20 protein-coding genes are annotated in these 25,965 nt (G+C 74.3%); 7 read left to right on the forward strand and 13 right to left on the reverse strand.

The window, feature by feature from the left end; all coding sequences use genetic code 11:
* Positions 1 to 321 precede the first annotated feature (321 nt).
* From MET2598_RS0124010 to MET2598_RS0124020, 3 genes are all read left to right on the forward strand, one after another.
* Positions 322 to 2,325: an O-linked N-acetylglucosamine transferase, SPINDLY family protein gene (locus MET2598_RS0124010; protein ID WP_018262636.1), complete on the forward strand. Its 2,004-nt coding sequence runs from the start codon at positions 322 to 324 to the stop codon at positions 2,323 to 2,325.
* Between the two features lie 102 nt (positions 2,326 to 2,427).
* Positions 2,428 to 4,332: a flagellar motor protein MotB gene (locus MET2598_RS0124015; protein ID WP_018262637.1), complete on the forward strand. Its 1,905-nt coding sequence runs from the start codon at positions 2,428 to 2,430 to the stop codon at positions 4,330 to 4,332.
* Between the two features lie 10 nt (positions 4,333 to 4,342).
* Positions 4,343 to 4,630 (forward strand): hypothetical protein, encoded by a 288-nt coding sequence (locus MET2598_RS0124020; RefSeq protein WP_012330677.1) that lies wholly within the window; start codon positions 4,343 to 4,345, stop codon positions 4,628 to 4,630.
* 230 nt (positions 4,631 to 4,860) lie between these two features.
* On the opposite strand, the gene MET2598_RS0124025 is transcribed toward MET2598_RS0124020, so the two are convergent.
* Entirely contained in the window at positions 4,861 to 5,148 is a 288-nt protein-coding gene (locus tag MET2598_RS0124025; RefSeq protein ID WP_012330676.1) for an MTH1187 family thiamine-binding protein, read from the reverse strand.
* 140 nt (positions 5,149 to 5,288) lie between these two features.
* Positions 5,289 to 7,565 carry a transglycosylase SLT domain-containing protein gene (locus MET2598_RS0124030; protein WP_018262638.1) on the reverse strand — a complete coding sequence of 759 codons (2,277 nt, stop codon included), beginning with the start codon at positions 7,563 to 7,565 and terminating at the stop codon, positions 5,289 to 5,291.
* A gap of 163 nt (positions 7,566 to 7,728) precedes the next feature.
* On the opposite strand from MET2598_RS0124030, the gene dapA reads away from it, so the two are divergent.
* The 3 genes from dapA (at position 7,729) to MET2598_RS0124045 (ending at position 11,229) form a co-directional block, all read left to right on the forward strand.
* The gene (gene dapA / locus MET2598_RS0124035) at positions 7,729 to 8,631 is read left to right on the forward strand and encodes a 4-hydroxy-tetrahydrodipicolinate synthase (protein WP_018262639.1); all 903 of its coding nucleotides are present in this window, start codon (positions 7,729 to 7,731) and stop codon (positions 8,629 to 8,631) included.
* 48 nt (positions 8,632 to 8,679) lie between these two features.
* On the forward strand, positions 8,680 to 9,153 hold the full coding sequence (gene smpB / locus MET2598_RS0124040; RefSeq protein ID WP_012330673.1) for an SsrA-binding protein SmpB: 474 nt from the start codon (positions 8,680 to 8,682) through the stop codon (positions 9,151 to 9,153).
* A 201-nt stretch (positions 9,154 to 9,354) separates the two neighbouring features.
* Complete coding sequence (locus MET2598_RS0124045; protein WP_018262640.1) at positions 9,355 to 11,229, forward strand: OmpA family protein; 1,875 nt, start codon at positions 9,355 to 9,357, stop codon at positions 11,227 to 11,229.
* A 42-nt stretch (positions 11,230 to 11,271) separates the two neighbouring features.
* Here the strand turns inward: MET2598_RS0124045 and MET2598_RS0124050 are convergent, their stop codons facing one another.
* The 8 genes from MET2598_RS0124050 to MET2598_RS0124085 form a co-directional block, all read right to left on the reverse strand.
* On the reverse strand, positions 11,272 to 12,372 hold the full coding sequence (locus MET2598_RS0124050; protein WP_018262641.1) for a site-2 protease family protein: 1,101 nt from the start codon (positions 12,370 to 12,372) through the stop codon (positions 11,272 to 11,274).
* Positions 12,373 to 12,468: 96 nt separating this feature from the next.
* Complete coding sequence (locus MET2598_RS0124055) at positions 12,469 to 13,293, reverse strand: CDP-alcohol phosphatidyltransferase family protein (protein ID WP_018262642.1); 825 nt, start codon at positions 13,291 to 13,293, stop codon at positions 12,469 to 12,471.
* 151 nt (positions 13,294 to 13,444) lie between these two features.
* On the reverse strand, positions 13,445 to 14,158 hold the full coding sequence (locus MET2598_RS0124060; protein WP_018262643.1) for a phosphatidylserine decarboxylase: 714 nt from the start codon (positions 14,156 to 14,158) through the stop codon (positions 13,445 to 13,447).
* Positions 14,159 to 14,250: 92 nt separating this feature from the next.
* Positions 14,251 to 16,626, reverse strand: a complete 2,376-nt coding sequence (locus tag MET2598_RS0124065; protein ID WP_018262644.1) for a hypothetical protein — start codon at positions 16,624 to 16,626, stop codon at positions 14,251 to 14,253.
* A gap of 185 nt (positions 16,627 to 16,811) precedes the next feature.
* Positions 16,812 to 18,053 (reverse strand): glycosyltransferase family 87 protein, encoded by a 1,242-nt coding sequence (locus MET2598_RS0124070; protein ID WP_018262645.1) that lies wholly within the window; start codon positions 18,051 to 18,053, stop codon positions 16,812 to 16,814.
* A gap of 61 nt (positions 18,054 to 18,114) precedes the next feature.
* Positions 18,115 to 20,049, reverse strand: a complete 1,935-nt coding sequence (locus tag MET2598_RS0124075; RefSeq protein ID WP_018262646.1) for an ABCB family ABC transporter ATP-binding protein/permease — start codon at positions 20,047 to 20,049, stop codon at positions 18,115 to 18,117.
* A gap of 127 nt (positions 20,050 to 20,176) precedes the next feature.
* Positions 20,177 to 20,686, reverse strand: a complete 510-nt coding sequence (locus tag MET2598_RS0124080; protein ID WP_012330665.1) for a ferritin-like domain-containing protein — start codon at positions 20,684 to 20,686, stop codon at positions 20,177 to 20,179.
* A 206-nt stretch (positions 20,687 to 20,892) separates the two neighbouring features.
* Positions 20,893 to 21,351, reverse strand: coding sequence for a flagellar biosynthesis repressor FlbT (locus MET2598_RS0124085; protein ID WP_018262647.1), 459 nt, complete (start codon positions 21,349 to 21,351; stop codon positions 20,893 to 20,895).
* A 164-nt stretch (positions 21,352 to 21,515) separates the two neighbouring features.
* Between MET2598_RS0124085 and MET2598_RS0124090 the strand changes: the two genes are divergently transcribed.
* Positions 21,516 to 23,594: a flagellin hook IN motif-containing protein gene (locus tag MET2598_RS0124090; RefSeq protein WP_018262648.1), complete on the forward strand. Its 2,079-nt coding sequence runs from the start codon at positions 21,516 to 21,518 to the stop codon at positions 23,592 to 23,594.
* A 151-nt stretch (positions 23,595 to 23,745) separates the two neighbouring features.
* On the opposite strand, the gene MET2598_RS0124095 is transcribed toward MET2598_RS0124090, so the two are convergent.
* From MET2598_RS0124095 to MET2598_RS0124105, 3 genes are all read right to left on the reverse strand, one after another.
* Positions 23,746 to 24,054, reverse strand: a complete 309-nt coding sequence (locus tag MET2598_RS0124095; RefSeq protein ID WP_012330662.1) for a cupin domain-containing protein — start codon at positions 24,052 to 24,054, stop codon at positions 23,746 to 23,748.
* Between the two features lie 112 nt (positions 24,055 to 24,166).
* Positions 24,167 to 24,460 carry a 30S ribosomal protein S21 gene (gene rpsU / locus MET2598_RS0124100; RefSeq protein WP_012330661.1) on the reverse strand — a complete coding sequence of 98 codons (294 nt, stop codon included), beginning with the start codon at positions 24,458 to 24,460 and terminating at the stop codon, positions 24,167 to 24,169.
* Positions 24,461 to 24,714: 254 nt separating this feature from the next.
* A complete protein-coding gene (locus tag MET2598_RS0124105) occupies positions 24,715 to 25,929 on the reverse strand; it encodes a polyhydroxyalkanoate depolymerase (RefSeq protein WP_012330660.1) in 1,215 nt (404 codons plus the stop codon).
* Between the last annotated feature and the right edge of the window lie 36 nt (positions 25,930 to 25,965).

The raw sequence follows: 25,965 nt of genomic DNA on the forward strand, positions 1-25,965 counted from the left end.
GGGCTCCGGCGCGACCGGGGCCCCCTTCGCGTTTGAGGCCGCGCTGCGGGAGCCTCTCATCCGCCATCCGGTTGATGGCTTCGCCATCTCCGATGTCGGCCATGCGGATGTCGGCTTCGCTCAGGCGCCGCGCTCGGGCTTGGCATCCGCCATCCGGTTGATGGCTTCGCCATCTTCGATGTCGGCCATGCGGATGTCGGCTTCGCTCAGGCGCCGCGCTCAGGCGCCGCGCAGGCTCGCGATCCGGGATCCGCTTCGATCAACCGGATCCCGGATCAGGCCCGCCTCCCGCGCGCCGCCGCGTCGGGCTATGTCTGCCCCATGGCTCAGACGATCTCCCTCGCCCAGCAGGCCGTCGCGGTGCATCAGAGCGGGAACCTCGCGCAGGCCGAGACGCTCTACCGCGCCTTCCTGACGCGCGAGCCGAATCACCCGGTCGCCCTGCACCTCCTCGGCACCCTCCTGCACGCCCGCGGCCGCACCGGGGCCGGCCTGCCCTTCCTGGAGAGGGCGGCGGCGCTGCTGCCCCTCGACGCCGAGGTCCACAACAATCTCGGCGTCGCCCTCAACCATCTCGGGCGCTTCGCCGAGGCGGCGCGCGCGCTCGACCGGGCGGTGAGCCTCGCCCCGGACGATGCCGCCGCGCAGAGCAATCTCGGGGCGGCCTATCGCGGCCTGCACCGCTTCGCCGAGGCGCGGGGGTGCTTCGCGCGGGCCCTCGCGCTGCGGCCCGACGCGGGCGTGGCGAGCAATCTCGGCCTCGCGCTCCTCGACCTCGGCGAGGGCGAGGAGGCGGCCGCCTGCTTCCGCCGCGCGACGGAGCTCGACCCGGCCTTCGCGCAGGCACACGTGCACCTCGCCAGCACCCTCCTGGCGCTCGGCCGCCTGCCCGAGGCCCTGGCCAGCATCGAGGCGGCCACGGCCCTCGATCCGGCGCACGGCTACGCCGTCGCCCTGCGCGCGCACCTGCGCCAGGCCCTCTGCGACTGGCGCGGCTTCGCGGCGGACCGGGAGGCCCTGTCCGCCAGGGCGGGGCCGTGGCGGGCAGACGAGCCGCCCCCGCCCTTCCCGGTCCTGGCGCTCACGGACGATCCCGAGGCGCAGCTCCGGCGCGCCCGCGCCCATGCCGGGCGCTTCGCCGCCGAGCGGCTGCGGGCCCCGCCCGGCCCGCGCGGGGAGCGGGTCAGGGTCGCCTACCTGTCCCCGGATTTCCGCCAGCACCCGGTCGCGGTGCTGATGGCCGACGTCCTCGCCTGCCACGACCGGGCGCGGTTCGAGGTGCACGCCGTCTCCTTCGGGCCCGACGACGGCTCGGCCCTGCGCGCCCGCATCCGCGACGGGGCGGAGCATTTCCTGGACGTGCGGGGCTCGGCCGATGCCGAGGTCGCGGCCCTGCTGCGGGCGCGCGGGATCGACGTCGCGGTCGATCTCGCGGGCTTCACCACCCACAGCCGGCCCGGGATCCTGGCTCCCCGCCCGGCCCGGATCCAGGTGAACTACCTCGGCTATCCGGGCAGCACCGGGGCGGACTGGATCGACTACGCGATCGGCGACGCGTTCGTGGCGCCGGAGGCGCTCCAGGGCGCCTTCTCGGAGGCGATCGTGCGGCTGCCGGGGGCGTTCCAGGCGAACGGCGCCCGCCCGGCCCCGCCCGCCTCGCCGCCCCGCCGCGCCGCCCACGGGCTGCCGGCGGAGGGCTTGGTGTTCGGCGCGTTCAGCGCCTCCTACAAGCTCACGCCGGACCTGTTCGCGGCCTGGATGCGGCTGCTGCGGGCCGTGCCGGGCAGCGTGCTGTGGCTGGTCGCCGACCACGCCCCGACGCGGGACAATCTGCGGCGCGAGGCGGGCCGGCACGGGGTGGACCCGGAGCGGCTCGTCCTCGCGGGCCGGGCCCCCTACGAGACCTATCTCGACCGACTGCGGCACATCGACCTGTTCCTCGACACCTTCCCGTACAATGCCGGCACGACGGCGAGCGACGCGCTCTGGATGGGCGTGCCGCTCCTCACCCTGGCGGGGCGCGCCTATGCGAGCCGCATGGCCGGAAGCCTGCTGACCGCGCTCGGCCTGCCCGACCTCGTCGCCGCGAGCCTCGACGCCTACGAGCGGCAGGCCCTGCGCCTCGCGGACCCGGAGCGTCTGGCGGACCTGCGCGGCCGGCTGGCCGCGCGGCGGCACGGGGCGGGCGGGATCTTTGATGCGCCCGCCTTCGCGCGGCGGCTGGAGGCGGCGTTCCGGCAGATGGTGGCGCGGGCCGATCGCGGGCTGAGGCCGGCCCCCTTCGCGGTGCCGGAGCCCGGTCCGGGGCAGTCCGACCGGGGATGAGCGGCCCGCCCGGCCGAGCTTGCCCGTGCACGCCTTGCTTGAGCCCCAAAGGCGGCCCATCTCAGGGGACGCGCGGGGAGCGCGCGTCCTCGGGGTGCATGCGTGTCGGTTCGCGCCATCGGCTGGCTCGCCGGCCTTCCTCTCCTGGCCATTCTCGGCATCGGCGCCGCGCGGATCGCCGAGACGCGGCTCGACGCGACGCTCGCGGCCCCGGCCGAGGCGCTCGCGGCCGCCACCTTCGGGGAGGCGGCGGAGCCCTGGCTGCGCGTCGAGCGGCGGGGGCGCGACCTCGTCGCCCTCGGCGACGCGCCGACGCCGCCCGAGCGCGAGGCCGCCCTCGACCGCCTGGGCGAACTCCCGGGCCTGCGCCGCCTGATCGACCGCCTCGGCGTCGTCGCCGAGCAGAGCCCCTTCGTCTGGACGGTCCAGCGCCGGGCGCCGGACCGCATCGACCTGCGCGGCCACCGCCCGGCCGAGATGAAGCACGACGCGCTCGCCTCGCGCCTCGGCCCGCTCCTGCCCGAGGGCGTGGCGCTGCACGATGCCGCCCGCTCCGCCCGCGGGGCGCCGCCGGGCTTCGCCGAGGCCGCGTCCTTCCTCGTCGCGCAGGTGGCGCGGCTCGGCCCCGGCGCCACCGCCACCCTGCGCGACCGCACCCTGTCGCTCCAGGGCGAGGCCGCCGCCCTCGGCGATTACGAGGCCGTGCGGGCAGCCCTCGCGGCTCCGCCCGCGGGCTTCGGCCTCGGCGAGGTCGCCCTCGTCCCCGCGACCGTGAAGCCCTTCACGTGGTCGGCCACGCGCCTCCCGGACGGCCGCATCCGCCTCGACGGCTACACGGTCTCCGAGGCGGACCGGGCCGCGATCCTGGCCGCCGCCCGCGACCTCGCCGGGGGCGCGGCGGTCGAGGATGCCATGCGCACCGCCCGCGGCCTGCCGCCCGGCCTCGAGACCCGCGCCCTGATCGCCCGCGCCTTCGCGGCCCTGGCGCTGGTGCGCGAGGGCACGGTCGCCCTCGACGGCACCGCCCTGTCGGTGCGCGGCGCGGCGATCGACGCCCAGGCGGTGCAGGAGGCCGACGCCCTCGCCACCGGCAGCCTGCCGGAGGGGCTCGCCCCGGGCCGCGCCGAGCTGACCGCGAGCCCGGTCTCGCCCTACCGCGTCGCGATCCGGCGGGACGCCGAGACGGTCACGCTCACCGGCCACCTGCCCGATGCGGAGACCCGGGCGGCCCTGCTCGCGGCCCTGCGCCCGCACTTCTTCGGCGAGCGCATCGTCGACCGCACCCGCCTCTCGGGCGGCGCGCCAGAGGGCCTCCTCGCCGCGCTGCGGGCGGCGGCCGTCCCGCTCGGCCAGCTCGCCCGCGGGGAGGTCGCGGTGACGGACCGGGACCTGCGCCTCACCGGCGAGAGCCTCTATGCCGAGAGCGCCCGGCGCCTCTCCGAGACCGGGCAGCGCCTCGCCCCGGAGGGTTGGCGCGTCGCCGTGGAGGTGCGGGCGAAGGACGCCCCGGTGCGCCGCGACGCCGCCTCCTGCCGCAGCGCCTTCGCGGAGCGCGTCGCCGCCCACACCGTGCGCTTCGCCCCGGGCAGCGCGGACCTGCAGCCGGATTTCTACGCCGCCCTCGACGACCTCGCGGATCTCGCCCGGACCTGCCCGGGCAGCCGGATCGAGGTGGCGGGCCACGACGACCCGCCCGGGACGGCGCCCGCCAAGGCACCCGAGAAGCCACCCGAGAAGCCACCCGAGAAGCCGCCCGAGAAGCCGCCCGCCAAACCCTCCGCCAAGCCGCCCGCGGCGAGGGCCGAGAAGCCCGGCAAGGGCAAGGCCGACGCGAAGGCGGAGCCCAAGACGGAGCCCGCGCCGGCCGAGCCGGACCTGACGCTCGCGCAGCGCCGCGCCGCCGCGATCGTCGATTACCTGCTCAAGGCCGGCGTGCCGGCCGACCGGGTCGCCACCGTGACGGGCGAGGCGGCGCAGCGCGCCGTCGCCTTCGCGTTGCGCTCCTGAGGGCGGCCCGATGACGGTTCTCCTCGCCGCCCTCTGGCCGACCTGCCTCGTGGCCCTGCTCCTCGGGGCGGGGACTGGCTGGCTCGCCGGCCGGCCGGCGGGGCGGGCCTCGCGCCTCGCCGCGCTCGCGGTGGCGGCCCTGGCCGGCCTCGCGGCGGGCGTCGCCGCCTCCGGCCTCGTGCCGGGGCGCGCGGGCCTCGCGGTCGAGGTCGCCGCCCTGCTCCTGATCCCCTACGCGGCCGGCTGCGGCCTCGGTGCCCTGCGGCCCCGGCGGGCGCGGGCCGCTCCGCCTGCCTGATCCGGGATCCGCGTTACAGCGTTCCTCATGCTGACGCTCGCGCCTCGGCATGAGGAAGAGGGGGGGTGCCGCGCGGGGTGTGCCATGGCGGATCCGGCAAATGAATCGGCAAGACGATCGAACCCCGCCGCCATCGGCTGCACTGGCCCGATCGCCACCGCGCGTCCGAATTTCCCCGCACAGCGGTGCCGGACGCGTCGTGCTCTGCTTCCGAGCGCGCCGAGGGCGCCCTACGAGACCGCCCGCAGCTTGTCGGCCATGCTCTGCGCCTTGTCCCGGCGCGTGCCGAAGGTCATGGTGTAGAAGACCCGCTGGACGCCGAGTTCGGCGAGCCGCGCCTCGCAGCGCTCGATGAGCTGGCAGATGTCGGCGAGTTCCCCCTCGATGTTGGTGCCGTTGGCGTGCATCTCCGCCTCGAGGGGGCTCGCGTCGATCAGGGCCTTGATCTCCCGCACGTAGGGAGAGACCGAGGGCCCGACGCCCATCGGGACGATGCACAGATCCGCGACGACTCTCATGATCGGCTCTCTCCGTCCTCGCGGGCGCCGGGGCGCGGGCCGCGCCCGGGCCAACGCCCGCTCGTCCGGACGGTTCTCGCCGAGCCGCGGGCCTTCTCCAAGCCGCGGCCCTTCGCCAAGCCGCGGCTCTCCCCCAAGCCTCAGCGCCCGCCGCGATGCAGGTCGCTCTCGATCAGCAGGGCGCTGCGCCCCTCCAGCCGGCTGCGGTAGACCTGGAGGTTCTCGGTCACGCGCTGGACGTAGTTGCGGGTCTCCGTGAAGGGAATGCGCTCGACCCAGTCGATCGGGTCGACCCTGGGATCGCGCGGGTCGCCGTAGGCGTCGATCCACTTCTTCACGTTGCCGCCGCCGGCGTTGTAGGAGGCGAAGGCCAGGATGTAGGAGCCGCGCCAATCCTCCATCAGCTCGCCCAGATGGGCCTGGCCGAGGCGGGCATTGTAGGCCGGGTCGCTCAGGAGCCGGCCCGCGTCGAAGGCGGCGCTCACCCGCCGGGCGGTGCGCTGGGCCGTCGCCGGCATCATCTGCATCAGGCCGCGGGCGCCCACGCTCGACTGCGCCTTCGGGTCGAACTGGCTCTCCTGGCGGGCGATGGCGAAGACCATGGCCCGCTCGACCTGCGGCACCGCCGAGAAGGCCTCGTAGGACGGGATGCCGTTCACCGGATAGGCGTGCTGGTCGAGGGGCAGGCCGCGCTGGACCGCGACCTTGCCGAGCGCCACCAGGGCGCGGGGATCGTTGTCGGCCGCCGCCACGTCGCCGAGGGCGGCGAGTTCGGCCGGGTCGCTCAGCCGATGCGCGAGGTCGATGTAGAGGGGCAGCGCCTGCTCGCGCAGGCCCGCCGCCGCGAGGAACCGCAGGGCGCGGATCACGGGCTGCGCCTCGAAGGCCCGGCGCGCGGCCTCGTCGAGGGGGGCGGCGTGGCGCAGGGCGAGGGTGTCCTGGCCGAGCTTCGCCCGGGCGAGCTGGCCGTAATAGGCGATCGGCTGCGCGGCGGCGCGCTCGTAGAAGGTCCTGGCCTCGGCCGGCTGGTTCAGCGCCTCGGCGGCGCGCCCCTGCCAGTAGGCGGCCCGGGCGATCGAGATCGGGGTCTCGGCGACGGCGGCGGCGGCCGCGAAGTGCCGGGCGCCCAGCGCCGCATCCTGCAGGAAGCGCAGGGCGATCCAGCCGGCGTGGAACTCCGCCTCGATGCGCTTCTCCACCGCCCGTGCGCTGTGCCCCGCCACGACCGCGTAGGCATTCCTCGCGTCGCCCTGGTCGAGGAGCTTGCGCGCCACGATCCGGCGCTCGATCCACCACTCGTCGGGATCGACCAGCACCTCCGGGTTGCGCGGCGCGCTCATCAGCACGGCGGCCGCCTCGGCCGGCCTGTCGAGCCGGCGCAGGAGCTGCGCGCGGGAGAACAGGAACGAGGAATCGCCGCGCAGGCTCGGCGGCACGGCGTCGAGGAGGCTCTGCGCGTTGGCGGCCTTGGCCTCGACGGCGCGGCGCGCCCGCACCAGGGTGCCGTAGCTCTTGCCCGCGTAGGTCGCGGCGCGGCCGGCGGCCTCCCAATCCTCCTTCATCAGGGCCCGCTCCATGCGGGCGCGGTGGTCGACCTCGGTGATCGCGCCCGGGAAGGCGTCGAGCACCTTGAGTTCGAGGGTGCGGCCGAAGCCGTCCTCGCGCCAGAGGTCGCGCGCGAGGGCGGCGGCGTCCTCGTCGAGGCCGTCGGCCTTGAGGGCGAGGGCGAGGGCGAACTTGCCGGGCGGGCTCGCGGGGCGGCGGGCGGCGAAGTAGGCGCGCACGATCCCCGGCGCCTTGCGCTGGCTCAGCAGCGCCTCCTCGGCCCGGCGCCGGATCACCGCGCCGGCCGGCCAGTCGGGGTTGTCGCGGATGAAGGCCACGATGCGCTCGAACCCGATCCCCGCGCCCGAGCGGATCGCCACCCAGTCGAGCAGGGCGCGCTGGGCCGGATCCGCGAGGGCGTCCCGCAGGCGGTCGCCCTCCTCGACCTTGCCCCGGCGGTAGGCGTCGATCGCGTTGCGCAGGGCCGGCGCGTCCACCTCGACGGCGGGCGTCGGGCGGCCCGGATCGGGCACGCTCGGCACGGGCGCCCGCGGGGCGACGGCGGCGTCCGGCACCGGGAAGGGGAGGGGCACGGACGGGTCGGCCGAGGCGTAGGCGGCGGCCGCCTGCGGCACCGCCGGGGCGAGGCGCCCGGCGGCGGCGGTGGCGGGCGCGTCCTCGGGGCCGGCCGTGGCGCGCAGGCCCCCGGCGATCTCCGGGGACTCGGCCGCCGGCGCCTCGGCCCGGGCGGGCAGGCCCTCGCCGTCCGGGTCGGCGGCCCGCACGGCGGGGCCGGGCGGGAGGGCGAGGGCCGTCCCGCAGGCGAGAAGCGCGAGGGTCGCGAGGCGGCGCCGTCGGGGCGGGAGCTGCATCGTCGTCGTTCCCCTATGCGAGAGCGGACACGCCATGGTGGAAGCGGTGCGTTAAGAAGGCATTAACCGTGTGCGTCGCGGTTTGCGCCGGCGCACATGACGGCCTATGTGTCGGGCGAGGCGGCCTGGCCGCGGCAGCCCCGTCCGAGCGAGGACCTGTTCCATGACGTCGACGCCGATTTCGCAGCGCCTGAGAGGCTCGCTCACGGCCCTGGTGACCCCGTTCCGCGACGGAGCCTTCGACGAGGCGGCGTTCCGGCGATTCGTGGCGTGGCAGATCGAGCATGGCACGCACGGCCTCGTGCCGGTCGGCACGACCGGGGAGAGCCCGACCCTGAGCCATGCCGAGCACGACCGGGTGGTCGAGGCCTGCATCGACGAGGCGGGCGGCCGGGTGCCGGTGGTCGCCGGCGCCGGCTCGAACTCCACCGCCGAGGCGATCGAGCGCGCCCGTCATGCGGAGAAGGCCGGGGCTGACGCGGTCCTCATCGTCACGCCCTATTACAACAAGCCGACCCAGGAAGGGCTGTACCAGCACTTCAAGGCGGTGAACGACGCAATCGGCATTCCCATCTTGATCTACAACATCCCAGCCCGCTCGGTGATCGATATGTCGGTCGACACGATGCGGCGCCTGTACGAATTGCGCAATATCGCGGGCGTGAAGGATGCCACCGCCAACGTGGCTCGCGTCAGCCTTCAGCGCCAAGCGATGGGAGAAGACTTCATCCAACTTTCTGGCGAAGATGCGACGGCGCTCGGCTTCATGGCGCATGGCGGGCACGGCTGCATCTCGGTGACCTCGAACGTGGCGCCGCGCCTCTGCGCCGACTTCCAGGAGGCCTGCCTCGCGGGCAAGTACCGGGCGGCCCTGCGCCTTCAGGACCGGCTGATGCCGCTCCACACCAACCTCTTCGTCGAGACCAACCCGTCGCCGGCCAAGTACGCGCTCGCGCGGCTCGGCCTGATGGACGAGGAGGTGCGCCTGCCCCTGGTCCCGCTCGGGGAGGCGGGGCGGCGCGCGGTCGACGGCGCCTTGCGCGACGCCGGCCTCTCCAACACCTGACCCCCGTGACGCGCCGGCGCCCCGCCGGCGCCTGAGAAGAGCCCGTCAATGGCCCCGAAAGCCGACCCCGCCCGCCGCGTCGTCGCCGACAACCGCAAGGCCCGCTTCCACTACGAGATCACCGACACGGTCGAGGCGGGCATCGCGCTCACCGGCACCGAGGTGAAGTCCCTGCGCGGCGGCAAGGCCACGATCGGGGAGGCCTATGCGGGCCCGTCGGGCGACGAGTTCTTCCTGTTCAACGCCTACATTCCCGAATACCTCGAGGCCAACCGCTTCAACCACGAGACCAAGCGGCCCCGCCGCCTGCTGCTGCACCGGCGCCAGATCAACAAGTTCCTGGGGGCGACGCAGCGCGAGGGCTACACGGTCATCCCGCTCAAGATCTACTTCAACGAGCGCGGCCGGGCGAAGGTGGAGCTCGGGCTCGGGCGGGGCAAGAAGCTGCACGACAAGCGCGAGACCGCCAAGGAGCGCGACTGGCAGCGCGACAAGGCGCGGCTGATGCGCGACAAGGGCTGATCCGTTTTTCTCCCAAGTCATTGGCTTGGATCGAGCTTTCGAGAGGATCGACGGCCCGACGGCTCCGCATCCCGGGCCTCTGGCATGAGCGGGGGCGCCTCGGGTCGGTCCGCGATCCGGAGGGCGCCGGATCGTCGCGGCGGGGGAACCGACCGGCGCGGTCGCGGTTCGACTGGACCGCGCCACGTGACCCGAGGTGAGATGATGCGGCCTGCCCGCCTGCTGCTCCTGACCGGAACGATCCTGCCCGCCCTCCTCGTCCAGCCGCTCCCCGGGCGGGCCGATCCCGGCGCCGCGGCGGCCATCCGGATGGCCCAAGCTGGCACGGAGCGCGGCGGCGTGGAGCGCGGCGGCCCCGATCACGGCCCTGAACGCGGAGCGCGGCCCGAGCCGCGGGAGCGCGGCCCCGAGCGGGCGGCGCCCCCGGTCGAGCGCGGCGAGCGGGCTCCCGAACCGCGCGAGCGGGCGCCCCAGCGGGCGGCGCCGCCGGCCGAACGCCAGACTCCCCCGCGGGAGGCCCCGGCCCGCGAAGCCCCGCCGCACGAGGCGTCGCGCGGCGAGCGTCCGGCGCCGCGCCCGGAGCGGGAGCCGGCCGAGCGTCCCGAGCCGGCCCGTCCCCAGGCTCCGCCGCCAGACGCCCGCCAGCCGGAGCGCCCCACGCCGCCGCGCCCGCCCGAGGCGACGCCGCCCCGCGACGAGCGCCCGCGCGCGCCCGAGCGCCCGGCGGCGCGGCCCCCGGAGCCGCCCCGGCCGCCGGCCACGCCCGAGCGGCCCGCCCAGGCCCGCCCGACGCCCCCGGTGCCGAGCGAGCCCGGGCGCCCGCCGGCCCCGCCGGCGGAGCCCGGCCAGCCGCGGGAGCGGCCCGGCGAGGCGCATCCGGGCGCCGGCGCGCCGGATCGTCCGCAGGGAGCGCCCGCGCGGCCGGGGCAGGCGGCCCCGACCCCGCCGCAGGCGGCTCCAAACCCGCCGCAGGCGGCCCCGACCCCGCCGCCCGCCGGAAGCCCCGCCGTCCCGCCGGGCGCGCCGACCCGGCCGCAGCCGGACCCGGCCGGACCGGGCGCCGCGCCGCTGCCGGTGCCGGGCGCGCCCGGCCGGGATGGCCGCGACCGCCGCGACGGCGCCGAGCGCCGCGACGACGCGGAATCCATCCCCGGCGGCTTCCGCCGCAGCGACGTGGAGGTGCGCAGCTACGACGAGGTCCGCCGCGCCCGCCGCGAGGTCAACGAGGGCGGCCGGCTGGTCATCCGCGAGCCCGGCCGGGTGATCGTGCGCGAGAACGACCGCACCTTCATCCGCCACGACGAGACGGAGCGGTTCCGGTCCCTCGATCGCGACGCCCGCGTCGAGCGCCGCGGCCGCGACGTGGTCACGATCATCGACCGGCCCGGCGGCGACCAGATCGTCACGGTGGTGGACGAGGACGGCCGGCTCCTGCGCCGCAGCCGCCGGGCGCGGGACGGCCGCGAGGTCGTGCTGATCGACAACACCTTCGAGGGCCGTCCGCGGCCGATCGAGCGCGACGTGGTGGTGCTGCCGCCCCCCGAGATCCGCATTCCCCGCGAGCGCTACGTGGTGGAGGCGGAGCGGGCCGACGAGGGCCTGATCTACGAGACCCTCACGGCGCCGCCGGTCGCCCCGGTGGAGCGGCGCTACACGCTCGACGAGGTGCGCTCCAGCCCGAGCCTGCGCGCCCGGATGCGCAGCGTCGACATCGACACGATCACCTTCGAGACCGGCTCCTGGCAGGTCGCCCCCGACCAGGCGCGGCGCCTCGCGGCGATCGCGGAGGCGATCCGGCGGGCGGTCGAGCACAACCCGCAGGAGGTGTTCCTCATCGAGGGCCACACGGACGCGGTCGGCAGCGACGTCGACAACCTCTCGCTCTCCGACCGGCGGGCGCAGGAGGTCGCCGCGGTGCTCACCCGGGACTTCCGCGTGCCGCCCGAGAACCTGACCACCCAGGGCTACGGCGAGCAGTACCTGAAGGTGAACACCCAGGAGGCGAACCGCGAGAACCGCAGGGTGACGGCGCGGCGGATCACGCCGCTGATCCAGCAGCAGGCCGGGCGGCCCTAGGGCTCCTTCGGACGGGCGCCGCGGCGGCCCGGGGGCCGCCGCTCAGCCGCTCCGCTTCAACCCGGTGCGGCCCTCCGGCCGGGCCGTCAGGACCATCATCATCTCACCGACGTTCTCGGGCGTGATCAGCCCGACGAGGCGGCCGAGGGCGTCCGTCACGCCCACCGCCGGCACGCCGCTCTCCTGCATCAGCCGCAGCGCGTCCTCCAGGGGCTGGCGGTCGCGCACGCTCGGGATGTCGGACCGCATCACCTCCAGCACCGGGGCGTCGGGGCCGCGGTCGCGCAGGGCCCGGATCATGTCGTCGCGGGTGAGCACGCCCCGCAGCCGCCCCGCCCCGTCCACGACCGGGAACTCGTGCTGGGTCGTGGCGATCAGTTCCTGCACGGCATCCTCGACGCGGGAGGAGGGCCCCAGGCTCTCGTAGCGGGTGATCATCGCGTCGCCCGCGAGCAGCCCGCGGGAGACCTGCCGCATCTGCACCGCGTGCGCCTCCGAGGCGGCGCCGAGATAGACGAAGAGCGCGATGAAGAGCAGGAGCGGGTTGCCCCCGACGAGCCCGAGCAGGCCGAGCGCGAAGGCCACCGCCTGCCCCACCCCCGAGGCGATCTGCGTGCCGCGGGCGTAGCCGAGCCGGGCGGCCAGGATCGCCCGCAGCACCCGCCCGCCATCCATCGGGAAGGCCGGGATCAGGTTGAACCCGACCAGGAACAGGTTGACCCAGAGCAGCCGCTCGAAGAGCGAGATGCCCGGATTCTCCACCTCCGCCCGCGGCGCCACCGCCCCGAGGACCAGGAACAGCAGGCCCGCGATGACGACGTTCACGGCCGGGCCCGCGAGGGCGATGACGAGCTCCTGGCGCGGGTCCTCCGGGATGCGCTCCAGCCGCGCCACCCCGCCGATCGGCAGCAGCGTGATGTCGGGCGTCTGCACCCCGTAGCGGCGCGCCGCCAGGACGTGGCCGAACTCGTGCAGGAGCACGCAGAGGAACAGGAGCACGATGTAGAGCACGCTCTGCAGCGCCGCCCCCTGGCCGCCCTTGGCGAAGCCCGCGGCGCCGATCCAGAGCAGGAAGAGCAGGAAGGTGACGTGGACCCGGATCACCGTGCCCATCACCGTCCCGAGCGGCAGCGACCAACCCATGAACGTCTCCCTGTCTCGCCCGACCGCGCGGGTGCGCCCCAGGGCCGCCCGTCTGGCGGCCTGGAGGCCGCTGGTCGGCAGCCTGAAAGCCGCTCGTCAGGCGGCCGGGGTCTCTCCGGACACGGCCGCCTCGGCCTTGAGGCGGCGCCGGTACTGGTTGGCGCCGATCGGGATGGCGCACAGATAGGCGATGCTCATGCTCGCCAGCGTCTCGAACGGGAAGCTGATGAACAGCCCGAACGCCGCCACCGTCACGACGAAGATCGGCAGCACGTACTCGCGCGGGACCCGCTTGCCGATGGTCTTGCCCGCGTAGGTCGGCACGGTCGAGATCACCAGGATCGCCAGGACCAGGACGTAGGCGAGGACCGCCGGGGCGAGCCGCGGCCCGAACGAGAGACCGAGGAAGTGGAGGTAGAGCGGCAGCAGCGCCGTCAGCGCGCCGGCCGGCGCCGGCATGCCGACGAAGTAGTCCTTCTTCCATTCCGGGCGGCTCGGGTCGTCCAGCATCACGTTGAAGCGGGCGAGCCGCAGCGCCATCGCGATGGCGAAGATCAGGGCCACGATCCAGCCGAGCGACTTCAGGTGGTGGAGGGTGAAGCCGTAGAGGATCAGCGCCGGGGCGCAGCCGAAATTCACGAAATCGGCGAGCGAGTCGAGCTCCGCCCCGAAGCGCGAGGTCCCCTTCAGGAGCCGCGCCACCCGCCCGTCGATGCCGTCGAGCACCGCCGCCACCACGATGGCGATGACGGCCGGCTCGAACCGGCCCTCGAAGGCGAGGCGCACGGCGGTGAGCCCGAGGCAGACCGCCATCAGGGTGATCATGTTGGGGATGATCATCCGCACCGGGATCGGCTTGAAGCGCCGCGGCCGGGGCTCGTTGGTGTCGGGGGCGAAGGGCGGGAAGAGATTGTCGTCCATGCGGCCTCCGAAGGCGCCTCGTACCGACGGTCAGGTCCGGCGAGCGCCGGCGCCGTTGCCGAATTGTCCAGCACGCCTCGGGGCGTGGACAAGCGCCGGGCGCGCGAGGCTCCCGGCATCCCGGCGGCGGGTTGCCCGCCGCCCGGGCGGGTCAGACCCGCCGGAACTGGCGGACCGGGCCGCCGGGGCGCAGGTCGGCGAGCACCGTCTCGCCCGCCACCGCCTTCTGGCCGAGTCCCACCAGCACCCGCGATCCCGCCGGCAGGTAGACGTCCACCCGCGAGCCGAAGCGGATCAGCCCGAAGCGGTCGCCCACCACCAGGTTGTCGCCGGGCTTGACCCAGTCGACGATGCGCCGCGCCACCAAGCCGGCGATCTGCACCACGCCGATGCGCAGGGCGTCCGGCCCGCTGCCGGTCTCGATCACCAGCCCGTTGCGCTCGTTGTCCTCGCTCGCCTTGTCGAGCTCGGCGTTGAGGAAGAGGCCCGGCGTGTAGTGGATCTGGTCGATGCGCCCCGAGACCGGCACCCGGTTCACGTGGCAGTCGAACACGTTCATGAAGACCGAGATGCGCAGCATCGGCTCGGAGGGCAGGTCGAGCTCGGAGGGCGGCACCACGGTCGAGATCAGGTTCACGCACCCGTCCGCGGGCGAGACCACGAGGCCCTCGCCCACCGGCACGACGCGCTCGGGGTCGCGGAAGAAGTAGCAGACCCAGAGCGTGAGCAGGAAGAAGATCCAGCCCAGCGCCTGCACGAAGGAGCCGGCGAGCACCGTCAGCACGATGCCGATCGCGATGAAGAGGTAGCCCTCCTTGTGGATCGGCACGAGGACGCGGCGGATCGTCTCGAAGAGGTCGGTCATCAGCCTTCAGGCACTCCGGCAGGCGCGCGGGCAGCGCCGTTCGCGTCCGCGGATGGCAGGCGCACGTCCTCCCGTCAATCGCCCGCGCGGCCTCACCCGCCCGGGCGGGCGCGCAGCGCCCCGAGGAGGTCGGCGTGGTCGTCCGTCCAGGGCCGGCGGCCGGGATCGGCCGGCACGCGCCGCCACCCGGGGCCGCCGGCCTCCGGGGGGCCGGGCCAGGGATTGCCGGCCCAGGTGCCACGGGGCGAGGCGTCGCGGAGCAGGGCGTCGCCTTGCAAGGTGTCGCTTGGCACGGTGTCGCGGAGCAAGGCGCCGCCGGGCCGGGCGCGACCGCCCCATGGGCCGAGATGGGCCGGATCGCGCACCAGCGCGAGCAGCGTCGGGGCCGCGCCGGGCGCGCCGAGCGCCCAGGCGCTCAGCCCGAACTCGGCCCCGATCCCGGCCAGGACCGCGCCGGGATCGAGGTGCGGGTGGGCGAGGTGGATCAGCAGCACGCCGGTCCGGTCGAGTTTCGAGACGGCGAGGCGCAGGGCCTCGCGGGTCAGGAGATGGATCGGGAACGGGCCGGAGGCGGCGGTGTCGATCAGGATCAGGCCGAGATCCGCGGGCCGGTCGGCGAGGCTCAGGCGCGGATCCCCGACGACGACCGGCATGGTCGGCGCGCAGGCGGCCAGGAACCGGAACCGGGCCGGGTCGCGGGCGATGCGCAGGAGCACCGGATCGCTCTCCAGGAAGGTCCAGGCCTCCCGGGGACGCGCCGCGCAGGCGAGGCTGCCGGCGCCGAGGCCCACCACCACCACGTCGCCGAGATCGCCGCCCCGGGCGGCGCGGATCCCCCGGATCGCGGCCCCGACCGGCCCGTCGGGCGCGTAGGCGAGGAGCGGCGCCGGCTCGCCGGTCGCGGGCGTGCCGTCCTCCCGGCGCAGCCGCATCGCGCCCTGCGGGCGGGATTCGTGCCAGAGCAGCCGGGTGCCGCCGTCCGGGCTCGCGGCGATGCGGTGGATGCCGGAGAAGGAGCGCAGGCTCTCCCCCGCGGCCCCGGGCGGGGCGGGCGCCGGGCCCGCCAGCGCGAGGAGCGCCCCGATCCCGGAGAGGGCCGCGAGGCGCGGGCTCGCCCAGGACAGGGCGAGGAGCCCGCACAGGCCGAGGCCGATGAGCAGGCGCGGCGCGGCGAGGCCGAGCAGGGCGCAGCCCGCCAGGATGAGGAGCGCCAGCAGGGCGCAGACGAGGGCGGCCTCCCCGAAGCCCCTGGCGCGGGCGGCCCGGGCGCCGTCGAGGAGGCCGGGCCGGCCGAGCAGGGCCGCGCCGAGGAGGAGCGGGTAGTCCTGGCCGGCCGGGAACAGGGCGGGCGCGAGCAGCGCGCCGGCGGCGCTGCCGAGGAGGCCGCCGAGCGCGATGCAGACGGCGTAGACCGTCAGGTGGGCGGTCTCGGGCCGCGCGCGGTAGAGCGTCGTGTGGCAGAGGCTGGCATTCACCAGGACGAGGCCGAGGCCGAGGACGAGGTTCGCCGCGAGCCCGAGATCGACCACGAGGCCGAGGATCGCCAGCGCGGTGCCCCCGACCTGCAGCGGCGCGAGCCAGCGCGCGACCCGCACGGCGCTGTCCCGGAAGGCGGTCACGAAGGTCAGGAGGTGCAGGGCGAGCGGCGGCAGGAAGACCAGCGGCGCGGTCGCGAGCTCCGCGCAGAGGCGGGTCGTGACGGCGACCAGGAAGGCGGCCGGCACGAAGGCCAGGGCGACGAAGCCCGCCAGCGCCGCGCCGGTCAGCGGGACCGGGCGCTTGGCGGGGGCCGGGGGAGGGGCCGGCGCCCGCGCGGGCGGCGTCCCGGCGGCGCTCCAGGCGGCGGCCGCGATCAGCGGGGCGAGGAGGCAGAACCCGGCCGTCCAGGCCCATTCCTGGGCGCGCAGGGAGACGAGCGGCTCGATCAGCACCGGATAGGCGAGGAGCGCCGCGAAGGCGCCGCCATGGGAGGCCGCGGCGAGGGGGGCGGGGTCGCGGGCGCGCGGGTGATCCGCGCCGGAGAGCCAACCCTGCAGGAGCAGGCCGTTCGCCGCCAGGGCGAGGAGGGGCGGTCCGGCCGCGACGGCAAGGAGGCCGAGAAGCCAGGGCGCCTCGCCCTCGGCGGGCAGCCGCGCGAGGGCCGCCGGCCGATGCGGGGGCAGGACGAGGAGCGCCGCCCCCATCAGGGCGAGGTGCAGCAGGAGGGCGCGGCGCCCCGCAAGCCAGCGGGTGGCGGCGAGCCCGTAGAGCTGGCCGCCGAGCAGGGCCGCCTGCAGCAGGACCAGGGCCACGGACCAGACGGCGGGGGAGCCGCCGAGCCCGGGCAGCGCCGCGCGGGCGAGGAGGATCGGTGCCGAGAACAGCAGGAAGGCCGAGAGGGCCAGCGCCGCGAGGGCCGCGGCGCACCGCAGCTCGGCGACCGGGACGCTCGGAACCCGCGGGGCGAGGGAGGACGGGGCGGTGGGCACGGCACGTGTCCTTGCGGCAGCGCCCGGCATGATCGCCCGCAAGGATTAAGGAGGCTCTTCGGGTCGCAGGCCGACCCCGAATCGCCCGTTCCCGGTCTGCGCGATGCGGCGTCCCGGCGATCCGTCGGGTGCGGCCGGGGCGACCTCCGCGGCGCCAGGCCGGACGCCGACGGATCGCCAGCCGCTCAGCCCACCGGGAGGCGGCCTGCGAGGGGCCGGCCGCTTCGCGGCGGGCGGCTTGCCGGCGGGGCGGCCCGGTAGGCCTCGGCGGCGAGCGCCGCGAAGGCCGCCGCCGCGGCGAGCGGCAGGAGCGGCAGCCGGGTCGCGACCACGATCATCCCGAGCAGCGGCACCAGGAACAGGGCCAGCAGGGCGAGGTCGACCGCCCGCGGCGGCGGGGCCGGGCAGCGCAGGCGCCACGCCAGGGCGGCGGTGATCGGGATCGCGAGGTCGTAGCTCAGGCAGTACGGGGTCACGAGGATGCAGCCCGCCGCGACGAGGGCGGCGTGCAGGCCCGCGGCGCCCTCCGGCCCGTCCGGCCGCGCGGGGTCCCGGCGGACGAGCCAGGCGACGCCGCCCGCCACGATCAGCGAGACGGCCCCCTGGACCGCGAGCGCCGCCGGGACCGGGACCCCGACCCACCACAGGCCCGCGTAGGGGGTCGTCATCAGGGTGGTGTAGAAGCCGTCCATCCCGGTGATGACCTCGCCCTGGAAGGGCAGCGTGACCGCGAGGTAGGCGCGCCACGGCTCGGGGCCGAAAGCCAGCAGGCTGAGCCCGATCAAGCCGAGGGTGGTGACGGCGGCGGCCGCGAAGGCGTCCCAGCGCTGCCGGGCGATCAGCACCAGGGGAAACAGCAGGCCGAGCTGCGGCTTGACGCTGATGAGGCCGATCATCGCCCCGGCGAGGAGCGGCTGCCGGTCGAGCCGCCGCATCGCCCCGACGACCAGCGCCGCGAAGAAGAAGCCTGCCTGCCCGATCGCGACTTCGAGCACCACGATCGGCGAGAGGAGGAGCCAGGGCACCAGCCCGGCGCGGCGCGGACCCGCCTTCCCGCCGAGCAGCGTGGCGAGGAAGCAGGCGATCCCCGCCCCCTGCCACAGCAGGTAGCTCGCCCCGTAGGGCAGCCGGGCCAGGGGCGCCAGGACCAGGAGCCCGGTCGGCGGATAGGAGAAGTTCATGAAGGGCTGGACGGGCGTGAACAGCGCCCGCATGGCCGCCTGGAAGGCGCCGAGATCGTAGATCTGATCCAGCAGCCCGGTCGCGGCGAGCCGGCCGGCCGTCCAGAAGATCACGAAGTCGCGGCCGACGAAGTAGCCCTGCCGGTCGAGACCGCCCGGCAGGCCGCCGAACAGGGACAGGGCGATGGCGAGCGACGGGATCGTCCCCAGGCGGACCGTCAGCCTCCAAGGTTCCGGCACCGCCATCCGCGCATCCCCGCTCCCCGCCGGGCCAGTCTCCGACGGCCGCGGTTAAGGCCGGGTTCCGTCAGGCGACGGAGGCCGGTTCGGGCGCCTTGGCGGCGGGCGGGGGGATCTCGCCCGATTCCAGGCGGACGCGCAGGCTCTCGCCCTCGCCGCCCTCCGCCCGCTTGAGAGCCTCGCGCGCCGCGTCCGCCTCGCGCTGGCGGTTCCACATCGCCGCGTAGACGCCGCCGCGCGCGAGGAGGGTCGGGTGGTCGCCCCGCTCGACGATCACCCCCCGGTCGAGGACGATGATCTCGTCGGCGCCCACCACCGTCGAGAGCCGGTGGGCGATGACGAGCGTCGTGCGGCCCCGGCTGACCCGGTCGAGGGCGTCCTGGATCTCCCGCTCGGTGAAGGAATCGAGGGCCGAGGTCGCCTCGTCGAGGACCAGGATCGGCGGCCCCTTCAGGATGGTGCGGGCGATCGCGACGCGCTGCTTCTCGCCGCCCGACAGTTTCAGGCCGCGCTCGCCCACCGGCGTGTCGTAGCCCTCCGGCAGGGCGGCGATGAAGCGGTCGATCTGCGCGAGCCGGGCGGCCTCGCGGACCTCCGCCTCGCTCGCCTCCCAGCGCCCGTAGCGGATGTTGTAGCCGATCGTGTCGTTGAACAGCACCGTGTCCTGCGGGACCATGCCGATCGCCGCGCGCAGGGATTCCTGCTGCACGGCGGCGATGTCCTCGCCGTCCACGAGGATGCGCCCGCCCTGCGGCTCGTAGAAGCGGAACAGCAGCCGCGACAGGGTCGACTTGCCGGCGCCCGAGGGGCCCACCACCGCGACGGTGCGCCCGGCCGGCACCTCGAAGCTGATGCCCTTCAGGATCGGCCGGTCCGGGTTGTAGGCGAAGTGCACGTCCTCGAAGCGCACCACGCCCGCGCTCACCGCGAGCGGCGGCGCGCCCGGCCGGTCGGCGATCTCCGGGTTGCGGTGCAGGATCCGGAACATGTCGTCGATGTCGATCAGCGCCTGCTTGATCTCCCGGTAGATCATGCCCATGAAGTTGAGCGGCATCGAGAGCTGCACCAGCATCGCGTTGACCAGCACGAATCCGCCGATCGTGGCCTTTCCGGCCATGATGTCGCGCGCCGAGAGCCACATCACCACGGTCATGCCGGCCGTGAAGATCACCGCCTGGCCGGCATTGAGCACCGCCAGCGAGACGTAGGTCTGGGTCGAGGATTTCTCGTACTTGGCCATCGAGACGTCGTAGCGGGAGGTCTCGCGGGCTTCCGCGCCGAAATACTTGACGGTCTCGTAGTTGAGGAGCGAGTCGACCGCCTTGGTGTTGGCGTCGGTGTCGGAGTCGTTCATCCGCTTGCGGATGGCGATGCGCCACTCGGTAGCCTTGTAGGTGAAGCCGAGATAGGCCGCGACCATCACCAGCACCACCAGCGAGTAGCGCAGGTCGAACTCCCAGGCCAGGATGCCCAGCACCAGCAGGAACTCGACGATGGTGGGCACCAGCGTCAGCACCATCAGGCGCGAGAGTTCCTCGATGCCGTTGCGCCCGCGCTCCAGCACCCGGGTGAGGCCGCCGGTCTTGCGCTCCAGGTGGAAGCGCAGGGACAGGCGGTGCATGTGCGCGAAGGTCTGGAGGGCGAGGCGGCGCACCGCGTGCATCGCCACCTTGGCGAAGAGCCCGTCGCGGACCTGGGTGAGGAGGGCCATCGCCACCCGCGACAGGCCGTAGAGGCCGATGAGCAGGATCGGCGCCGCCCAGAGGCCGGTCGGCAGGGGGCCGTCCTTCCCGCCCGCCGCCGCCACGAGGGCGTCGGTCGCCCACTTGAAGGTGAAGGGCGTCAGCATCGTGACGCCCTTGGCGACGAGGAGCAGGAAGAAGGCCGCGAAGACGCGGCGCTGCAGGTCCAGGCGCCCGTGCGGCCAGAGATAGGGCCAGAGGCGCCGGTAGGTCCCGACGAGGCCGGGCCGGTCCGAGGCCCCGCCCGCCGGAGATTGCATTTGCGTCACGATCGGGTTCCGGGAGAGGAATTGCCCCGCATATAGGCCCGATCCTCCCGGGGTGCACCCGCCGGGCACCGCAGGGCCGGCGGGCGCTGGGATCAACGCACGGCCCGCCGGTGCGGGCTCAGCGGTCGGCCTTGGCGCCGCTCGCGGTCAGTTCGAGGTAGCGCCGGGTCGTCGGCTTGACGAGGTCGGCCACCGTCTGGGCCATCGCCAGTTCCTCCTTCAGGGATTGCTGGAAGCCCGTCAGGTGGGCGGTCTGGCCGGCCGCCTCCGCGATGGTGATGAGCGAGTCGTAGGCCGCCGCCTCGTAATTCTCGAAGGCGCGGTTGGCGAAGGCGTTCTTCAGGATCTCGTCCTGGGCCGGCGTGTGGGCCAGGGCCGCGAGGTTGCCCATCAGGCCGAGCACGCCCTCCTTGAGGGCCGAGGGGCTCTCGTTGAGGGCCGACAGCGCCGCCTCCAGGCGGTCGCGCTGGCCGTGCGTCTCGGTGATGTGGCGCCGCAGGGCCGCGTCCATCTCGGGGTAGCGCTCCAGGCGCTCGACCTGCCGCTCCATGATCTGCAGGGCCTGCAATTCGAGGGCGTGGGTGTTCCTGAGCGCGGTCACGTAGAGCGAGCGGAGATCCTCGGCCATCCGGTCATCCTCCTGGACAGGGGTTGAGTGGGGCCCAACGCCCGCCGCCGGGGACGGTTCTGGTACTCATACTGAGACAAAGTATCATACCGGAGCGGCCTCCCGCGCGCCGGTTCGGCCCCGGATCCCGGCCGCTCTCCTCGGGCCTTCGCCTCCGCGCGCGGCGCCGGCGCCGCGGGGCCCGGTCCGCCGCGGCCGCGGCGGTGTCAGGCCCGGGCGGCCACCGGGGTCGCCTCCCGCGCGGCCCCCGGGGCCGCCTCCCGCGCGGCCCCCGGGGCTGCGTCCTGCTGCTGCAGGAGGGCGCGCTCGTGGGCGACGAGCTCCCGGCCCCATTTCAGGGCGTGGTGGAAGCGGCGGGCGGCGACCTCGTCCTGAACGGCGAGGAGATAGGGTACCGCGCTCGGCATGATCCGCAGGATCTCGGTCGACTGGCGCACCAGCAGGTCCTCCACCTCGGCCGGGTTGTCGGCGAGGTAGATCACCTGCAGCGTCACGCAGAGGCGCTTGGCCGGCGTGTCCGCCTCGCTCTCGCGGATGATCTCGCTCTCGCGCAGGAAGCGGGCATGGGTCTCGATCAGCAGGTCGGCCGCGCGGTCCCCGTTCCGGATCGCCGCCCCGTTGATGATGAGGCGCTCGTGCGGCTTGAGGGTGATGCGAAGCGGCATGGCGGGCTTTCCACGAATCACCCCCATGGTCGTGGTTAACCGTTAACGATTTCGCAAAGCCGCACGAGTCCGCGCGATCGACTTAAGGCCGCGGCAAGGGCCGGCCCCCTGAGATGCGGGTGCCGTCAAAACGACGGATCCGACGATCGAAAAGGATCGGCCCCATGCCCATCACGCTGACTGCCGCCACGCGGCAGAACCTGCTGTCGATGCAGGACACCGCCTCGCTCATCGCCACCACCCAGAACCGCCTGGCGACGGGCAAGAAGGTCAACACCGCCCTCGACAACCCGACCAACTTCTTCACCGCCGACGGCCTCTCCTCCCGCTCGACCGCCCTGTCCTCCCTCCTCGACAGCGTCTCGAACGGCATCCAGACCATCCAGGCCGCCAATACCGGCCTCACCAAGGTCCAGACCCTCACCGACCAGCTCAAGTCGGTGGCCCAGCAGGCCCTCGCCTCCGCCAATTCCTTCTCGGTCAAGGCGACCTCGGTCTCGACCGCGCTCACCGGCGCCTCGGCCCAGAACCTGCTCTCGACCGGCGCCACGCAGGCGGTCAGCGACACCGCCCTGAGCGGCAACACCACCGCCACCGCCGCCACCGTCACGGCCGGCACCGCCTACAGCAACGGCGTCGCGACCTACACGGCCGGCTCCTACACGACCCTCACCGCCTCCGCGACGATCGCCCTCAACGGCACCGCGATCGCGCTCGCCAGCGGCGACGACATCAACGCCGCCGTCGCCAAGATCAACGCGCAATCCGCCACCACCGGCGTCACCGCGGCGGCCTCCGGCGGCAAGCTCGTCTTCACCGGCAGCAATTCCGGCGCCCAGTTCACCTACGCGGCGACCGGCTCCGAGACCGGCCTCGCGGCCAGCGGCGCCACCACGAACGGCGCCGGCGCGTCCTCCACCACGCTGACCATCAACGGCACGACGGTCACGGTCGCCACCGGCTCGAACGAGAGCCAGGTCATCAACGCCATCAACGCCGTCACCTCGACCACCGGCGTCACCGCCTCCGACAGCGGCGGCAAGATCAGGCTGACCGGCGCGGCGGACGGGTCGAGCATCACCGTCCAGGGCGGCACCGGCAGCCAGGTCGGCTTCGGGACGACGGCCTCGACCACGGCCGGCGCCTTCTCGCCGAGCGCCGCCACCCTGGCGATCGCGGTCGGCTTCAAGGCCGGCGACAACTTCACGGTCAACGGCCAATCCGTCAACATCGCGGCCGGCGACACGCTCGGCTCCATCGCCCAGAAGGTCAGCACCGCCACCAGCGGCACCGTCTCGGCCAGCTACGACGCCACCAACCGCAAGTTCACCTTCACGGCCGCCGACACCAACACCGCCATCACCCTCGGCAACGGCTCGACCGCGACCTCGCTGCTCTCCAACCTCGGCTTCAACTCGCCCACCACCTTCGCGGCGGGCCTGGGAGCGCCGGGCTCGAGCTCGGCCCTGGCGGGCAAGTCGCTGACCGTGCAGGTCGGCTCCGGCCCGAGCGCGACCTTCACCTTCGGCTCGGCGGCGGGCCAGATCTCGACCCTGACGCAGCTCAACAGCGCGCTGGCAGCGGCCAACGCCCAGGCCTCGATCGACACCGCGACCGGGCGGATCTCGATCACCACCGCCAACGACTCGGGCACCGACGACCTCAAGATCACCGCCTCGGGCACCGGCAACCCGTTCAACTCCGGCACCTCGAGCGCGGTGATCGGCGGCGACGGGCTGACCGCGCGCAACGGGCTGGTGAGCACCTTCAACAACCTGCTGACCCAGATCGACCAGCTCGCGGCGGATTCGGGCTACAACGGCGTCAACCTGCTCGCCGGGGACACGCTGAAGATCAGCTTCAACGAGAAGAACACGTCGACGCTGTCGGTGCAGGGCTCGACGGTGTCGTACACGCAGCTCGGCCTGAGCGTGCTGTCGCAGTCGGACTTTCAGGAGAACAGCGCGATCAACAAGGTGATCAAGTCGATCAACACGGCGGCGAGCTCGCTGAAGAGCCAGGCCTCGTCGCTGGGCGCGAACCTTGCGGTGGTGCAGAACCGTCAGGACTTCACCAAGCAGATGATCAACGTGCTCGACACGGGTGCGGCGAACCTGACCAACGCGGACCTGCACGAGGAGGCGGTGAATTCTCAGGCGCTGCAGACCCGCAACTCGCTCGGCGTCTCGGCGCTGTCGCTGGCCAACCAGGCGCAGCAGAGCGTGCTGCAGCTCCTGCGCTGATCGGCGCCGCACCTTGCGACGAGCACGCGGCCGGGGCCTCGCCCCGGCCGTTCTCGTTGTGGCGCCCGGCGGGGGCTCGGACGCGGCCGGGGGGAGGGCGCTGGTCCCGAATCCGGTCCGCCGACGGCGCCTGTCGCGGACCGGGGGCGGTTCAGAGGGCGCCGGGCCGCTTCAGCTCGATCTCCACGAAGGCGATCGGGTGGTCGGAGCCGTTCATCACGTCGTGGCGCACGCCCGCGGGGCGGCGGTAGGATTGGCCCTGCGCCAGCACGGTCTCGGTCACGGCCTCGCCGTCATGGACGCGCAGGCAGCCCGGCGTCACCATCACGATCACGTACGGCCAGCCGTGCTCGTGCCAGCCCGTCACGGCGCCGGGAGCGAAGTCCCAGCGGGTGATCCGCACCGCCTCGTCGTCCAGCTGCACCATCGGCACGGCCGGAATCGTGCAGGCGAAGGCCATGGGCGGATCTCCCGAGAGGGCCCGTCCACACGTCGGGGCCCGCGCGCGCATGCGCCGGGCCTCGCCGCGAGGACGTCAGGATGGGATGCGCCCGGCGATCCGGGCGCGGGGCTCAGGCGGTGGTGGTCGGGCTCGACGCCGGGGCCGGGGCGGCCGCCGGGCGGCGGGGCGCGACGGCGCGGGGCTTCGGCTTCGGCGCAGCGATCAGCCCCTCGCGGATCGCGGTCTTGCGCGCCTGCTTGCGGGCGCGGCGCACCGCCTCCGCCTTCTCGCGGGCCTTGCGCACGGAGGGCTTCTCGTAGGCCTTCCGCTGCTTCATCTCGCGGAAGATGCCCTCGCGCTGCATCTTCTTCTTCAGCACGCGGAGGGCCTGATCGACGTTGTTGTCCCGAACGAGTACCTGCAAGGGTGTGTCCTCTAGAATTCTTCGAACCGTGGCCGGCCGAGGGCCGTCCTGCGACATCCGGCGAACCGGAATGCGCCCCAGACCCCGGCCGTTCCTGACCGGGAGGAGCGCACGTCGCGATTGCCGCTAAGGCCGGCGCACGCATGCGCTTGGCTGCGCCATACACCAGTTCGGGACGATTTCCAACCGGGTGCGCGGCGCCGCGGCGGGCGCGGGGCGCGATTCTTGAATGAACCGCCCTCCGACCCGGCTGGTCAGGCGTTCGACTGGATGAAGTTGCGCACCAGCGGGTAGGTCTGGGTCTCCCACTTGCGCCCCGAGAAGACGCCGTAATGCCCGACCCCCGCCTGGAGGTGGTGCCGCTTGCGGAAGGGCCGCAGGCTGGCGCAGAGGTCGTGCGCCGCCATCGTCTGGCCGACCGAGCAGATGTCGTCGCGCTCGCCCTCCACGGTCATCAGCGCGGTCCTGCGGATGGCGCGCATGTCGAGGGGCGCCCCCCGGTAGGTCAGGGCGTTGCGGGCCAGCGTCGCGTCCTGGAACACGGTCTTGACCGTCTCGAGGTAGAATTCCGCCGCGAGGTCCAGCACGGCGAAGTACTCGTCGTAGAAGGTCTCGATCTGCGCCGCCTTGGCCTCCTCGCCGCGCGCGATGTGCCAGAACAGGTCGATGTGGCCGTGCATGTGCCGGGCCGAGTTCATCGTCATGAAGGCCATGAGCTGGACGAAGCCGGGATAGACGCGGCGGCCCGCGCCGGCATGGCGGCGCGGCACGGTGCCGATGAGGTTGCGCTCGAACCACTCGATCGGCCGGGAGGTCGCGAGTTCGTTGACCTTGGTGGGGTTGATGCGGGTGTCGACCGGACCGGCCATCAGGGTCATGCTGGCCGGGTGGGCGGCGTTGCGCGATTCGGCCATCACCGCCGCCGCCGCCAGGGCCTGGACGCAGGGCTGGCAGACCGCCACGAGGTGGGCCCCCTCGCCGATCGTCTCCAGGAAGCGGACCACGTGCCCGACATAGTCGTCGAAGCCGAAGCGCCCGGCCTCGACCGGCACGTCCCGGGCGTTGTGCCAGTCGGTGATGTAGACGTCGTGGTCGGCGAGGAGCGTGCGCACGGTCGAGCGCAGCAGCGTGGCGAAGTGGCCCGAGAGGGGCGCCACCACCAGCACGCGGGGCTGCTCGGAGGCGATGTCCTTGCGGAAGTGCAGCAGCGTGCCGAAGGGGGTGCGCAGCACCGGCTCCTCGCGCACCGGCACCTCGCGGTTGCCGACGTGCACGCCGGCGATGCCGTAGGCCGGCCGCACGTGGGTGAGGCCGGCGCGCATCATCATCCGGGCCGCCGCCAGCACCCAGGTGGCCGGCTCCCGGGCGCCCGCCTCCGTCCAGGGCGTGACGGTCTCGTGGAGGAGGCGCCCCCAGCCCCGCGCCGCGGCCGCGGCGTCGGACTGCACCTCGAAGAGATCGTAGAGCATCAGCCCGAAGACTCCCGCACACACGCCGGAGCCGAC

The sequence above is a fragment of the Methylobacterium sp. WSM2598 genome (genome assembly GCF_000379105.1).
Classification (GTDB): Bacteria; Pseudomonadota; Alphaproteobacteria; order Rhizobiales; family Beijerinckiaceae; genus Methylobacterium.